At 38.5% G+C, this 14,783-nt stretch carries 12 protein-coding genes and 1 pseudogene; all 13 read right to left on the bottom strand.

What is annotated here, in order from left to right; genetic code table 11:
* Nucleotides 1–68 precede the first annotated feature (68 nt).
* Complete coding sequence (locus Q4600_RS10010) at nucleotides 69–983, bottom strand: M14 family metallocarboxypeptidase (RefSeq protein WP_303515884.1); 915 nt, start codon at nucleotides 981–983, stop codon at nucleotides 69–71.
* Nucleotides 984–1,090: 107 nt separating this feature from the next.
* A complete protein-coding gene (locus Q4600_RS10005; RefSeq protein ID WP_102526335.1) occupies nucleotides 1,091–1,555 on the bottom strand; it encodes an N-acetyltransferase in 465 nt (154 codons plus the stop codon).
* 123 nt (nucleotides 1,556–1,678) lie between these two features.
* Nucleotides 1,679–3,664: an NERD domain-containing protein kinase family protein gene (locus Q4600_RS10000; RefSeq protein WP_102526334.1), complete on the bottom strand. Its 1,986-nt coding sequence runs from the start codon at nucleotides 3,662–3,664 to the stop codon at nucleotides 1,679–1,681.
* A gap of 226 nt (nucleotides 3,665–3,890) precedes the next feature.
* Complete coding sequence (locus tag Q4600_RS09995) at nucleotides 3,891–4,280, bottom strand: ribonuclease E inhibitor RraB (protein WP_102526333.1); 390 nt, start codon at nucleotides 4,278–4,280, stop codon at nucleotides 3,891–3,893.
* A 10-nt stretch (nucleotides 4,281–4,290) separates the two neighbouring features.
* A complete protein-coding gene (locus tag Q4600_RS09990) occupies nucleotides 4,291–4,524 on the bottom strand; it encodes an RNA-binding S4 domain-containing protein (protein ID WP_102526378.1) in 234 nt (77 codons plus the stop codon).
* Between the two features lie 105 nt (nucleotides 4,525–4,629).
* The gene (locus Q4600_RS09985; RefSeq protein ID WP_303515875.1) at nucleotides 4,630–5,466 is read right to left on the bottom strand and encodes an SDR family oxidoreductase; all 837 of its coding nucleotides are present in this window, start codon (nucleotides 5,464–5,466) and stop codon (nucleotides 4,630–4,632) included.
* A gap of 87 nt (nucleotides 5,467–5,553) precedes the next feature.
* Complete coding sequence (locus Q4600_RS09980; RefSeq protein ID WP_303515873.1) at nucleotides 5,554–6,747, bottom strand: HD-GYP domain-containing protein; 1,194 nt, start codon at nucleotides 6,745–6,747, stop codon at nucleotides 5,554–5,556.
* Nucleotides 6,748–7,073: 326 nt separating this feature from the next.
* A pseudogene (locus Q4600_RS09975) lies at nucleotides 7,074–7,535 on the bottom strand (DUF2919 domain-containing protein); the annotation flags it as partial.
* A gap of 384 nt (nucleotides 7,536–7,919) precedes the next feature.
* On the bottom strand, nucleotides 7,920–10,238 hold the full coding sequence (locus tag Q4600_RS09970; RefSeq protein WP_303515870.1) for a DEAD/DEAH box helicase: 2,319 nt from the start codon (nucleotides 10,236–10,238) through the stop codon (nucleotides 7,920–7,922).
* The gene (locus Q4600_RS09965) at nucleotides 10,231–10,935 is read right to left on the bottom strand and encodes a hypothetical protein (protein ID WP_303515868.1); all 705 of its coding nucleotides are present in this window, start codon (nucleotides 10,933–10,935) and stop codon (nucleotides 10,231–10,233) included. The genes Q4600_RS09970 and Q4600_RS09965 overlap by 8 nt, the downstream gene beginning before the upstream one ends.
* Before the next feature lie 297 nt (nucleotides 10,936–11,232).
* Complete coding sequence (locus Q4600_RS09960) at nucleotides 11,233–13,173, bottom strand: BRCT domain-containing protein (RefSeq protein WP_303515866.1); 1,941 nt, start codon at nucleotides 13,171–13,173, stop codon at nucleotides 11,233–11,235.
* A gap of 131 nt (nucleotides 13,174–13,304) precedes the next feature.
* Nucleotides 13,305–13,511 (bottom strand): hypothetical protein, encoded by a 207-nt coding sequence (locus tag Q4600_RS09955; protein ID WP_303515863.1) that lies wholly within the window; start codon nucleotides 13,509–13,511, stop codon nucleotides 13,305–13,307.
* 72 nt (nucleotides 13,512–13,583) lie between these two features.
* A complete protein-coding gene (gene zipA / locus Q4600_RS09950) occupies nucleotides 13,584–14,783 on the bottom strand; it encodes a cell division protein ZipA (RefSeq protein WP_303515858.1) in 1,200 nt (399 codons plus the stop codon).

The raw sequence follows: 14,783 nt of genomic DNA, 5'->3' as shown, positions 1-14,783 counted from the left end.
GCAGGTTTTATTTTAATCAGAAGTCAGTACCTAGCGCTTATGGCAACAAGGTTTACGTTTAGTCTAGGCTAAGCTTGAATCAAATATTCCAAGCCACTACAAATCGCTGCGACTTGCGCCAAAATACAGTTTTCAGCATCAGATAAAGGACTATCAGGGTATACTTCTGTCGTGGTTTTATACTGGGCTTGAGTTAAGCCTGCACATAGACCTAGTTCACCACATGGATAGTTTATTACTCCAAATTGAGCTAATTCAACGCCGATTAATTTGCCGTCATCGTCAGCGGGGGCGATATGAGTAACTTCCTCTACGCCTTTAATAATAGCTCGTTGAAACTCTGCTTGAGGGTTTTCAGTATCGCCCACTAAATAAAAACCATCAGGAATATTCCAGTTATGATTCACGATGCCATCTCTGGCAGCTAAAGCTGGTCTAAATTCTGAATTATCAGTGTCAGTAGTTTCATGCAAGTCAATATGAGCAAGCACATCGACATTGAGCTCTGCCATCACTTTGAGCAAGGCTGCGGACTCTTCTGCAGGACTATTAGTATAGAACGAGCGATTAGGATCGACTGCATTTGGGTTCCAGCGGTTAATGGTTTCGTATCCCCAAGGACTGACACAAGGTGCTACGATAATATTAAATTGCTCTGCATACTGCTTTGCTTTGGTTTCTACAAAGCGAATAGCGCCTTGAACGCCGCTGGTCTCGTAACCATGCACACCCCCTGTGATTAAAACCACTGGTTTACTCTCGTCCCATGCACTTCGGATCAAGAGTAAAGGATACTTGTTAGCATCATATGACAGTGCGCCATATTGAGAAACGCTAAATTGTTCACGCAAAGCATCAATCTTGTTGATGACCTCTTGCTGATAACTGCGTTTAACCTGTTGCTGTGACAACCATTGCTGCTTATGTTCATCAGACCATTTTTGGCCAGTGACACCAATGCTATAAGGCTCGTTAGTTTGCATATCCATCCTAGTATTGTTTTTATTTTGATGTAATTAACCGTTTTGCTAGTTTACCCTAGCTCATTAAACAAAGGCTTTATCACTTAACAAGCCCCTGTTACAAGAACTTAGGCAACGGGAGAATGATCCTTGACTGATAAGCTGTAAGAAAAAAAGCGCGTGTCTTTAACAAATCCTATTTTTTCATACACTGACTGAGCAGGAAAGTTAACTTTAGCAGTCCCTAAGTCCACCCGCACAGCACCTATACCTCTGGCAAGTTCAATTGAACATTCAATCAGTTTGTTCGCAACGCCTTGATTTCTTGAATCAACATCAACAAACAAATCATTTAGCACTAATACCTTTCCTAACTCTACTGAAGAAAACGTCTGATAATTAAGTACAAAGCCAACAACTTGGTTTTTATCGTTATAAGCTGCAAAGATGAATGCATCCTGATTTTTTAAACGATCTGATAAATAACCTACATACTCACTTTCTGGCGAATTAACACTGTAAAACGCCATATATTGGCTAAATAAAGGCAAAATATCATTAAAGTCGGTCAAAGTTATACGGTTAATAATCATCGTTTCCCTCGTTGATTGTTTTACGTTATTGCCTTTTGATTGTGGTTAGTATTTATCCTTAAGACTCTAACCACATCATTGTTTATCAGCCGCACTGAATAAGGCATGTTATAAATTTAAGTGTTATAAACCTGAGTTCTCTAGTTCTAATTCATCTAACCCTAACTGCTTGGCATAACTCATGTTAGGCACAATTCTGAGCTCAAATCTCAAAATCTTATGGCAAGCCTCATAAAACGCTTCACCAAGCCATTGCTTATCATATTGTTCCAGCGCCCTTAATATCGCATCAGCCCCAGAGCCTTGCTTAATCGAGTCTGGCGCCATAGCATCAATAAAACTTGCCACTAAACCATACAAATCTTTTTCTGCATCACCTTCCACCGACCATAAATTAGGATCCGCGTATTGAGCAGCATAATGGCTTGCAGCAATATCAGAACCAATACCAAAATTCACCAAAGTGGCTTTTTCATCACGGCAGATTATATTCTTAGGACAAATTGCTCCGTGGTGGATATCAAGACTGTGAAGGTACTGTAATGCCGTAAGTAGTTGTACGAACCACAAACGTGGTTGGCCAACTTCAATCGATGGTACTTCATCAAGACCGACACCTTGTACCCAATCCCTTGCAATAAATAAATCATCTGATTGCGGTAACTGTCCAAAAGCTAAAACACGCTCAACATGCGGGTGATAGATTTTAGCTAAACTGCGGTACATATTACTTAAAGTGTGCCATTGATTATCAACATCTTGGTAAACGCTCACACAACATGGATAATTACCTTGAAGGTGCATAGCACGCCAGAGTTGGCTTCGTGATGTTGCTGAAATGAATTTGTCTAAGCGGTAATGATGGTCAACCACTGCGCCTTGTTCAACGTCGATTTTTTGCGGCAAAGTATCACACACACCTAAATCAATTAGGGCAGATAAATCGCAACGAATTGCATCTAAATCGATTGTGCTGCCTTTGGCAGCTGCGCGATACCATTGATAAATACGTGGTTGGAGCGTTTTCTCGGCCAGTTCCAGAAATGCTTTGGCATAAGCTTTAATATCTTCACTGGTATTAAGAGAGTCTTTAATATCAATAAATTCTACATCTGCATCTTCTGAGATAAAAATACAGTTTTCAGCCCAACCACCAATGGTGTATCCACGGCGATGGATTTGCTGAAGTCCCGTGACACTGCGTCGTAAGATTTCTAATAATTGATAAGTGGTTTGTTGCTCAATATCGAAAATATTAAGTGGTACGCCTCGCGGCATTCTAATCGGTAGCACCACTTGCTCACCGTCTTGAATTAATGGCGCACAAAATGGCACACAGCTACAGCCTGACAACGACTGAATGCGCTTAAATTCATCACGCAATTTTTGCTCATGGGAGTTTGCTTCAATAGCATCTTCAAACTGGCTTGTTACTAATATCTTCAATAACCAGGGCGCAGTCCAACCACCTGGATTATATTCTGACTGCCAGACCTCTAAGCCTTGCTGTAAGAATAAACATTTGAGTTTAATAAAGTCCTGAATTTTATTATTTCGCTGCTCAACTAATGCCACCTGGCCTATGGTATCTAACACCATTTCTTTTTGGGTTTCGGTAACAGGATGAATATGAGGCGCTGTTAAGCCCCATTCTTTGGTTAGCGCAGCGATAATTTTTGCAGGGGTGTAAATACTCAGTTTACCAGTGTCTTTCTCTACAAGGATTTCTTCGCCTTTTCGGCCAGTGACAAATACCATGCCCTGACACCAAGGCGCATATACACCAACAGGAATTTTGTTCTTTAATTTTCCGGCTAAAACCCGTGCAACATAATTGGCTTTCGACAAGCTATTGTCCACATGGCGACCATCTAAAGACCACGCGTGAAGTCCGGCATTTAAGCGGCCAATATAGCCTTTCACATCGACAACATACACGCCAAATTCACCGACAACAAGCGCATCGACTTCCATAGCTTGACCGGTATGAGTAGGGATCTCTACATTGGTTAGGAGTAAATAATCTTCTGGGAGTTCGTCGGATAAAAGAGAAAATGCCCAACGTTCGGCGTCGTTGACTGGGGTACCAAAACTAATATGTCTTGCCATTGAGAATGCGACTCCATTAATAATTATTGTTATCTATCTTCTGCATATGGCTACATCCTATAATAGAAAGACACAAAAAAACCACCTAAAAGGTGGTTTTTGTTTTCATTAACTTAACAGTCATTAATTGGTTAAATGATGAATCAATTATCTAACTGAATAATCTTCATATTTCTTGCAGTATTTTCTGCAGAAAATGATATTACCATCTGTTAGTTTGACGATATTAATGAGTGTGTGAACAATGACCACTTTCATGATCATCGTCAGCAAACTCATCATCACCTTCTTGATGTTGCATTACGCCCCACCCGTCAGTCATGCCATCAAACTCTTGTGCAAACGTGTTTAGCTCTATTTCTTTTGCGACTAAATCATCATAAGTAGGCACCATGTTTAAACAAACAATCAGCTCCCACTTTTCGATTTCTTCACTGAAGTTGAGCTCAAGCTCACCGTTAACATCTTTTTGAGCTAACGCTTCAAGTGCAGACTCTGCATCGCGTTGGTCATCAAAAATAAGAAAGAAGTCAACATCCAAGGCTACCGATAAATCGATGCCAGACTCAGCCATTGCGGCTAACATTTTACCATTATCATCATCAGGGAATTGCATTATTCTGTCCTTATGCACTAGCAACAATTTTAATGAACTCGCCATTGAATTCAATGACATCGCCCACAACACATTTCTTACGCTTGCGAGTATCAACTTCGTTATTTACTTTAACGAAACCTTCAGAGATAACGTGCTTAGCTGCGCCGCCGCCATCTACTAAACCTTGTACTTTTAATACTTTATATAACTCTACAAACTCATCACCACTTAATAGTGGGAATTCTGCAACTTCGCTGCTCATTGGATATTGGCCTTTGCTCATAAATATGTCGGCTATTATACCTGAACATGAATTAATACCAATCTTAAAACCCACCGACTCATGTAAAGGCTAACTCAATTCCTATTAGCAGGCGTCGAGCATACTGACAGGATCTGGATGAATATAGTTGAAACCAAGCTGCTTGCAAATTAAATCGCCGATTATTGTTTTACTCGGTAATGTTTGTTGATTGAATTCAGGAGCGCTCAAACCTAAATGAATCGCTGCAGCCCGATAAAACTCCGCTCTTGTTGGGTGATGAGGTGCAGCTAAATTATAGATGCTCGCGACTGGTTTACCTTGCTCAGTTGCAGATAGAATGGCTTTAATAGCCTGAATACAATCATCAAGATGAACAAGGTTTACCGCTACATTCCCACCTGCAATATCTTGCCTTCCAGCAAAAAACTTACCAGGATGCCTTTTAGGGCCTATTAAACCTGAAAAGCGAATAATGCAGCTATTATTCATCGCAGTAAAATAAGACTCAGCCTTGAGCAAAACTGCACTTTTATCGTCATAAGCTTGAGCATCGTTTTCATGCATATGTTGATCGCTAGCAGGGTACACCCCCGTCGTACTGATAAATATTACCCGCTTATAATTTCGGCCATCAATGAGTTGATGTAGGCGCTCAATATGATTTAGGTATTGATTCTCACCTCGCCTAAGGCCTGGTGGAATATTCACAATCAGCACTTCTGCGTCCAATAAAGGGGTTAAGCGAATACAATTTTGAGCAAGAGTTTGTTGGTTAATCAGGCTCAAATCCAGTTCAAAAGGCGTAATGCCATTCTGGGAAAGTTCATCGCAACCCTCTGGGCTTCTTTTAGTACCAGCAACGGGTATTCCAGCACTCACTAACGTTTTAGCTAAAGGCAGACCAAACCAACCACAACCGACAATTGCAACTTTATTCATGATTTTTCCGTGTTTAAAATGGTGAGATGAGCGAGGCGATGAATTTAAAGTAAAAATATGTAGCGATTCAATAAACCATTAAATCGCTCACTCAATGATATGACTTGGATAAAAACACACAGGACTTTGCACTTGCAAGGTGCTAACAATTTTCTCTGACAAAGAGTCGGCTTTAACCGTTTCTACAACACTGACATCTTCATCAGTTAAACAACGAAACACGGCTTGGCTGCCGCGATCATTACAGCTATAAACATGAGGTTGTTTTGAATCTCTTGACGTCATCATGACTTTAGCAATAGAACCGTCTGATAATTTCACAATCGAACCCGGAGGGTAAATGCCCAACACTTTTACCAACACTTGAATAAGGTCTTTTCCATGCTTACCCACACGGGTTTTAAAGAGAGTACCAAGGGCAACTTGCGGCGAGCCTGTTTTAAGCAACAAGCCTGCATAGTCATTTGCCAGTGCCGCTATTTGAGTCAGTTTAGGAATCTTGACTTCATTCAGCTTATTCGGATAACCGCTGCCATCAAGACACTCGTGGTGATGCAATACAATGTCTAACATTGGCGCTGGAAATAGCCCACTTCTGTCTAGCATTTCATAACCAAGATTAGGGTGGGTTTTCATATAGTTTATTTCGACAGTGGTTAAATCCTTGCGTTTACGTCTAATTGCGTCTGGGATTTTGAGCTTGCCAATATCGTGGAACACGCAACCCAAGGCTAAATCACGAAGTTCACTGTGACTAAGACCAAGACTATTGGCCATCATCATAGATAGCACAGCCACTGACACACTGTGCTGAGTTAGGCTGGGCTCTTTATCCACACTGGTGACAAAAACAATTTCAGGTTGCTTGCTTTCCAAAAGATGGGTCATCAATTGCTCAACAACACTCGCCGATTCACGATAAGATAATTGTGGGTCGCTGACCACCTTACTGAAAGCCGGCCTGAGATCACTTGCAGCTTTATTAAACCTTTGCTGGCTCGAGTGAACGGATTTCTTTATTGCACCTTGGATATCAAATTCTGGAACAGCATCTTCTACAACAACGTCTTCTATCTCTTCATCATTAGCCAGTAAATGCATGCCATCAATCACGGTGACATATGTGATATCTAAACTGTTTATCAATTCGATTTCGGCTTGAGAGTTCACTGGGACTTTGTTTCTAAAGAAGGGGTTATTGAACCACGACAGTGGCAGTTTGACTGTTAAGCCAACCACTAGTTGTGACAAAGGTATGTTGATTGATTCCGTTTTTGACACTATTGCTTACCTTCGAAATATCCATTTAATCCATTGGGCAATTGCACTGAGTAGGTTTAGCGCCCTACTCTTTAAGCTTATTTACTATCAGTCTTCTCATCAGTACTTTCAATATTTGCTGTTAATGGCTGTGACGATTGCTGTGACGATGATTGTGCTAATGGTTGCGTTAACGCACTGCTGTTTCTTGGTCGATTATAATGTTTAATATGATGATCATCGACCGCTTGTTCTAACAGCTGTTTATCATTATCCGTATCAAGCGCAGAAGTTGGCTCTTGTGGTTGCTCTTGCTCTTTTAGGCTTTCTGCTTGTTGATAGTTTGTCTCTTGTTGCCAATCATTAAAATAATAGTTTAATCGTTTTGATTTAAGTAAATAAATACAAGACCAAAAGATAAATAACGCATCTAATGCAAAGCTCACTCGAAACAAAAAGTCATCATGCATAAGCCGTTGATTTAATATTATGGCATCGACGGCTAATAATAGCCAAAGTCCATATTTAATCTTATTAAATAATGGCCTAGCAAACTGAGGGGCTCGTTTTCTTTCTGCGATAACAAATGCATATATAATAACGGCACCGACACCTGCCACTAACGCCATTAAGAAATCGATTTTGTCAGGGTAAAATAATCTGACTAATCCTGTTCGGTCGTTGAACTGCGTTAACGACGCCGCAAAGACACACCAACCACGAGCAAGAAATATCAGTATCAAATACAGAAATATGGGCGGTTTAATGTGGCCTTTCTCATCTAGCCAAGTGATATTACTGAAATTCACTGAATACCTATTATTAGCGATTTAAATTTAAAAATCTGATGGTGGTGTAATACACATGAGGGCAAAACCTCATAAAACAAGCAAGATGCGAAATCTAAACAGTAATATCACTGTAAACTAAAAGTATAAGCCATGATTATACACAAACAAATATCGCCTTAACCCCTGATAAATAGATCAAAAGCAGATTTCAAAGGGCAAAAATTCGAGAATTTAGAAAAAATTAAGTGAGCCTCAGCAGTCTATCTTCAGAGTAGTAACCTGTTAAAGAAAACTGAACAAATTTGAATACGTCCAGTATTGTGAAACTTTATGCATTTCTACTGTTGAAGGGTTTGAAAAGTTAAAAGGTTTAGATAAATTTCTAATACAGAAAGATACTGATTAATACATATATCTTTCAATGGTATTCAGCTGCTCTTTATCTAGATCTTCTAAATCATCAACAAAAATAATCCCATTCTCATCGATGTGCTTAACATAGTCGCTGATCCACTCAGTATCTTCAGGATCAAAGCCATATTTAAGCAGCCATATCTCAACCTCATCGTTAGTTCCATAGCGAATAAAGTTTTTGAAAACTTTAGCTCTTTCATCTTCCGTTTGCTCGTAGTAAACGGTCAATGCTGCACAAAGAGGGTCTGCTAACGATAAACTAATAACTTTATCCAAATAGTCGTAAGTATCATAAACTAACAAGTCATAATCGAAGTCGTTTACTGAAGTGCTACGACCAAATAGAAGAACAGCTCTCACATCTATGTTGGGTATTCTTTCAGCTCGATAAGTACCTTTAATCTTTAAATTATCAAATTCAACATTAAACTCTTCTTGGGTAATAGATTTTTTTTTCAAATTCCTCTTTAACACTCGCCTTTGATCTCGATGAGTTAAATATGAATGCCTTAATGATAAAGTTTCGCTAAAAGATTTTCCTTGAACCCTCCATAACAACAATGGAATGGATGTACTTAAAATCGTCTGCTCTGCCCTAGTTAAAGAGGTTCTTTTAAGGTGAGTAATGTACACTTTCTTTAGCTTATCTTTAATCTTTGTCCGGTCAGATGGTTTAATTTCATAATACTGATTGCCACCAATAGCCTCATCACCGTCTATTAATTTATCAAGGATAAATCGTATATCTGACTTTAAATTTGACTCTTTCAACCGCTGAACCTGAGTCTCAGTAAGATGCAGTTCGTCGTTAAAAGTATCGGTTTTTATAGCAGTAACTAAGTCAGAAAAATCTTCAGGTATGTTTTTTAAGTCTTCATCAAGTTTTGACTCAGGCTTTAGCTCGGTTGGCGAACTTACTCTTGCTGAAAAAGTGTTAACATTTTCCCTGTTAATGATTGTATAGCCATAATCAAAATAGCCTTTTCGTGAAGTTGTTCTACCAGCTCGACCAATTAAGTTCTTGAGGGTTAGGTCACGCATGTTATGAAAATTATCAATCCACACACAATCAAACGGCATGTTTATTCCTTGGACTAAGGTCGCTGTTGCGAAACAAATCTTTGCATGTCCGTCACGTACAAACTGTTCAATCAAAAGTCTTGCTTTGAGTGGCATTGAACCATGATGCACCACTACACCACGCTCCATTAGGGTTAAGAAAGAAGATTGTTTTCCAAATTGACCTTCTGATGCCCCAATATACTTCTTTAATAGTTCGATTATTGTGAGTGCATTCTTATCTTCAACAAATGGGCATAATTCAATATATTTACCAAATCCCTCAATGTGACCACCTTTAAAAATTTTACTCTTTGATATGTAAATTAATGCAGAACCACCATCAATTAAAGTTTGACTAAGTACGTCAAATTCGCAATTGGCTGGATCTGATTCAAAGTTTGGAGAGAAATAGGCTAGAGTACCATCTTCATTTCTAGATAAATAAACTTTACCAACATTGCTTTGTTTAAAGTTCCTAGAATCAGAATTCTCGACAAAATTATGTTTTGAAAGCTGAGCTTCAGGGTTAGCAATAAATGGATGAGCAAAAACCTTTTTAGCGTCAGGAAAAGCTTTTTCAGTTCTTCTTACAAAGGCATCAAAAGAAATACCTCTTATTGGCTCTTCAGAAATTTGAGCTTCATCAAACAAGAACAGGCCAACATCAAATACGTTAGCATATTTAAATAGCTCCACGCCTCTTTCTGGAGTAATTATAAAAATTCTTCTCGCTGTATGATGCTGGTTAATATTTTCAACAAACTGCAAGACTAAGACTTCTTTACTAACAAGACCAATTACAGAAGAATAAAACTCAGCAATCAAAGCACGAGAAGGCACAACAATCACGATATCTCGCTCTACTTCACTAATTAAATCCCTGAATAAATGAGACTTCCCTGTACTAGTTGGAGCTGAAAACGAGTAAAAGCTCTTTGAAGATATAGACTGGAATGCACTTGCTTGCATAGGAGTAAAGGGCTTACCAAATTTATCCTCTATCGTGTCTCCTAAATTCTGATATATAGACTCTAGTAATGATTTCGGCTTTTCCAATTTATAAAACAAGCCCATTACACTTAGAATTTTTGATTCATATTCCGAAAAAATAACTGGATGATGAATTTTAATTAAACTCAACTTTTCTAGAACGGCTAAATCAGTTGGACCATGTTCATGGAACTCTTTAATTGACCGGTCTAAAATTTCTCGAATGCCGACTCCTTGAATGATCTTGCTAAGCACTAACCTTAACTCCTATCAAATACACTGCCTCATACTTCAATAGTGATTTAATACGAGGAGAATTTAAAGCATTATCCATGATTCTATTAATGTTATTCGAAGTTATAGAAAAGGCTGCGCTGTAAGACTTAGTACCCTTGACGGCATTTATAGCAGCAGCTTCTGTCACAAATTTCTGAAGATCGGGTAATTCCTGAGTGTCTTTTTCATCGACAATGAATTCATTAATTTGCTTAAGAGCACGACCATGAGCACTGCTAACGCCACTATACTTCGCTTCCCCAAAAGCAATTGTTGCTGAAGGACATTCTGTATGAAAATCAAAACCTGGATTTCCAGAAATTTTTTCTTTTATAAACTCAGCTAAAGGAAGACGCAGATGACTTAAATGTTCTTTAAGGGCCGTTTGCGCAGCATCGGAAACCATATACTCACCAAATTCTTCCGACATTTCGGAGCCGACATTTTTTAATATGTCGTTTGTTATTTTATCTATAGTCCTCTTAGACCTAGCTTTATATCCAGCTTTATCTATAACTCCTAAAGGATCCAGCCAACTTGTATCAAAAGCTATTTCCAACATATCTTCTACCCGCTTTTCTAAATCAGAAATTTCGAGTGCTAATGAATATATTTTTCCTGTTGCTGCCTGATCATAGTCAGACATATCTGTCTCTGTAAAAGATAATAAATTCAAAAATACATCCTGTTTTCAAAGACATTAACAAAGCTTCTTAACTTTTCAGATAATCTCAGTATTACGACTTTAAATCAGATGAATTATTGATCAACTCATCCAAAAATATTGCCATGCTGTATTATCATGAAACCTTTATTGAACAAAAAACACCCAACAAGCTTTAACAAAATAAATTAACAAGTTTGATCTAATTTATCTTATTAAATAGAGCAAAAATAAAGTTCGCACTACTACTGGTTTTTTTGTGGTTCACTACGAAGCTCAAATCACCATAAAGTAGACTTTAAGTCATTTTTACAAGCTGACTAAATCAATATACTCTTGTTCTGTAAGGACTTTAACACCTTTATCTTTAGCTGCGTTAATTTTTATCTCGCCAACCTTTTCACCTGTTACTAAATAGGTAGTTTTGACCGTTACAGATTTGGCAACTTTAGCACCTAAAGATTTAGCTTGCTTTTCCATATCTCCTCTAGTGCCTTGTTGCATCGAACCTGTAAATACAATAACTGAACCAGTAATTGGAGATGATGAGTTATTACCTTCTGCTTGCTTCTTCGTCTCAGTTAATCTAAAACCAAGTTCAAAAACCTTGAAGAATTCTTCCCTAATATTTTCCAGGCCCTCAACAATTGCTTCAGCACTTAGCTGGGCAAAACCGTCAATCTTAACTATCTCGTCTGAGGTTAATTCAAATAACTGAGTAATTGTATGGTGATGAAGTAACTTTTCACAATTACCACCGCCTAATCTACTCACTCCAAAAGCTGATAAGAATCGCCAATCTTCTATTTCAATTTCTCTACTCGCTTTGAGTTGCTCAAATAAGTTTTGAGATGTTTTATCTCCAAAGCCATAACCAGCAAATTGATGCGCTTTGATAAAATAAATTTGATGGATGTGTTTAATACCAAGATTACAGAGCTTTTCAATAACCTTAGGTCCAAAGCCATCATTATTCCCCAGTGTTTTAAAAAAGTGTATTAGCGTATTTTCTGTTTGAGCAGGGCAATCGCTTTTATTAGGGCAAATTAAATGATCTGACTCCCACAGCAAATGTGAATTACAACTAGGGCATGAATCTGGCAATTGAGGTTTAACCTTCTTAATTACTTTCTCAATTTTTGGAATAACCAAGCCACTCCTGACAAGCTGTACTACAGCCCCTTTACCTACTCCATTATTTTTTACCATACCATAGTGGTGAACAGTTACTCGGCTTATAGTCGCACCACTAAGCTTTGTAGGAACTAATTCAGCAACCGGAGTGATACGCCCTGTTCTGGAGGTTTGAGGTACTATTGTTAGAATTTCAACTTCAGCAGAATCTTCATTTACTTTGAAAGCAATCTGCCACCTATGGTTTTTTCTTGTAGCTCCCATATACTCTTTCAAAGTTGCATGAGTTGTCTCAAGAATGACTCCATCAATGTCGAAATCTACAGCCTTCCACATCTCTTCTACGATAGTCTCGAAGTTTGAAATAATTTCAGAAAAGTGTGCTGTGGTATTTTCTATTAATGCAAATGGATAAAATACACATGCACCATCATCTATAGCTTTCTGCACATTTTCATCAACTTTTTTCTCTGCAATTATTGCAGCTTGAATGTTTCGAGAGTTTTCAAAAATATTACTAAGTACTGTATCGAAATAACTTTTCTTAATTACAATTTCGCCAGGGCCTAAACCCCTATCACCATTTTCGGCAACTTTTAGCCCTCTTTCAAAGGCTCTTGTAATATCCTGCCCTCTGTATCCATCTCCTCGAGTATACAAAGTTGTACCATCATCGAATGCTGCATAACCATCAAGTTTAGGAGTTACCCTTAACTCAATTTCCTCTTCTGGTACATTGATCTCTTGAGCTGCTATCAGTATCCGCTTTAACCACTTTTCTATTTCTTCTTTCGAATAGGCTTTTTCTGTTGAAAGCATTCTTTGCGGTAATTCTACTGTTTTGGCCTCTGCAAGAACTTCAGGTTCTACTTGGTTAAGATATGGGTGAAGATGATTTATATCTCTTAATAAAGAAATATATAAGTCATACTGCTCATCTGATATGACTTGAATACCTGCTCGATAAAGAGCATTTGATGCTTTTAATACTTGAACTAACTCTTCTGAATCTAAGTTTGATTTACTAAAAGTATTAGTTAATTCATCTAAGTTAATTTCTTTATCTAACTTATTAAGGACTTTTAATTGCTCATCATTTAAATTGATTTCTAACATTTGACGATTCCTATCTGAGGTTCAGTAAACTACTTTAGTTCCTCATTGGTATTTAATTTGTACTTTGAAGTTACGTTTATTTAAGGTTGGTGTTTTTTGAAAGCCCACTAACAAGAAGGACATAATTTTGCTCAGTGGGGTTCATCGCCGCCTGCTCTTTGAGTCAGTGAATCACTACTTACAAGCTCTGGGTGAGCGGTTTCAATGGCGATTAAGCGCTGCATTAACCTATCGTATTCTGCATCTGGAATGCTTGTTGCGTCATCAACATAATAACGAATGTTATGACCATGAAGTTCACTGCTGATTTGCTGTAGTTCGTTTTTAATGTCTTGCATAAAATCACTCATCTAAAGACAAATAAGGCCGCAAGTGCGGCCTCATTTAAAAAGGTTAAATCTAATTAGGGGTTAAGATACTGCCCTAATTCTAGCTAAATATTGTTGTTTGTTGGTTTCAGTCCAGGCTAAACGTTTATCGTCCATCACTTCTGCGCCTAAATCATCAGCCAGTTGCTGTGCTGAATTAAGCATAATGGAGAAGTTCATTAATGGATCACCATGACAAGGAAGCGTCATAAATAACACCACACCTTGAGTGACAAACTGCTCCATATTATCAGGATCAAATACGCCCGGCTTTAGCATGTTCGCCATAGAAAATAGTACTTTACCATTGCCAGCGTTATCTAGATGACGATGGAATATGTCCATATCGCCGAACTTAAAGTTCAATGATAATAAGCAAGGTAATAGCTCTGCACCGTGAAGTTGCTCGCCATCACGTGCGATAACGTGTAGCACTAATACATCTTGTGGATCGCCTAATGACTCTTCTGTTTCGGCCACAGGTTGCGAAATAGCAGGCTCTACTGGGGCTGGCTGTGCAATAACTTGTTCTGCTTGAGGTTCGGCGCCAAAATCAGCCGAAGTTTCATCTACATAGGTATCTTCAACATAGGTATCTTCAACATAGGCGTTATCATGAGTTTGGTAATTTTCAGCGGTGAGATCAAGTTTAACGGTATTCTCTGTTGTCGTCTCTTTTGTCGTCACTTTTGTACTGGTTGAGGCACCAACAACTTGCTGTGCAGGTTCAAAGCTGTCTTCAGCAAATAACGCCTGTTGAGTTGGAACATGCGTTTCAACCTCTTGGGCTGCAGTTACATTGATTGTTTCAGCAGAAATTTGTGGCTCTACAGCGGCGGTTTTTAATACCGGTTCTTTGCGGCCAGGATTATAACTTGGTGCTTGAGCATTTACAGCCGATTGATTTTGTAACCCAATGCCCTTTTTAGAGCCCGCTTCATTGACTTCAACATCGTTATGCGAAGTCCCTGTTTGCATTAGTGGCGGAGTGATATTTGCAGTGTCGTTTGCAGTGAAAGTATCATCGTCATCGTCACTTTTAACACGTCTTACTTCACCAATACCATCGGCATCAAAACCTTGTGAGTCACGTTGCTGTGATTGATCTTTATAAAACCCAGTCATTGGGTTGTCTTTTAGTGTTTTAGGTTGTTGTTTACGAATTGACCAAAAACCATGAACTAGTACTGCGATAATTGCTATTGCACCTAGTACAAACAAAACCAGTTGAAAATCTTCCAT

It is taken from the genome of Shewanella sp. 2_MG-2023, assembly GCF_030548905.1.
GTDB classification, from domain to species: domain Bacteria; phylum Pseudomonadota; class Gammaproteobacteria; order Enterobacterales; family Shewanellaceae; genus Shewanella; species Shewanella electrodiphila.
Note: the sequence above shows the minus strand (reverse complement) of the source record. Positions and strands in the feature narration are given on the sequence as shown.

What these genes read in the sequence shown, in the direction of transcription:
- Q4600_RS10005 (WP_102526335.1), bottom strand. Translation starts at nt 1,555, where the DNA reads ATGATTATTAACCGTATAACTTTGACCGACTTTAATGATATTTTGCCT.
- Q4600_RS09955 (WP_303515863.1), bottom strand. Translation starts at nt 13,511, where the DNA reads ATGCAAGACATTAAAAACGAACTACAGCAAATCAGCAGTGAACTTCAT.
- Q4600_RS09995 (WP_102526333.1), bottom strand. Translation starts at nt 4,280, where the DNA reads ATGCAATTCCCTGATGATGATAATGGTAAAATGTTAGCCGCAATGGCT.
- Q4600_RS09985 (WP_303515875.1), bottom strand. Translation starts at nt 5,466, where the DNA reads ATGAATAAAGTTGCAATTGTCGGTTGTGGTTGGTTTGGTCTGCCTTTA.
- zipA (WP_303515858.1), bottom strand. Translation starts at nt 14,783, where the DNA reads ATGGAAGATTTTCAACTGGTTTTGTTTGTACTAGGTGCAATAGCAATT.
- Q4600_RS10000 (WP_102526334.1), bottom strand. Translation starts at nt 3,664, where the DNA reads ATGGCAAGACATATTAGTTTTGGTACCCCAGTCAACGACGCCGAACGT.
- Q4600_RS09960 (WP_303515866.1), bottom strand. Translation starts at nt 13,173, where the DNA reads ATGTTAGAAATCAATTTAAATGATGAGCAATTAAAAGTCCTTAATAAG.
- Q4600_RS09990 (WP_102526378.1), bottom strand. Translation starts at nt 4,524, where the DNA reads ATGAGCAGCGAAGTTGCAGAATTCCCACTATTAAGTGGTGATGAGTTT.
- Q4600_RS10010 (WP_303515884.1), bottom strand. Translation starts at nt 983, where the DNA reads ATGCAAACTAACGAGCCTTATAGCATTGGTGTCACTGGCCAAAAATGG.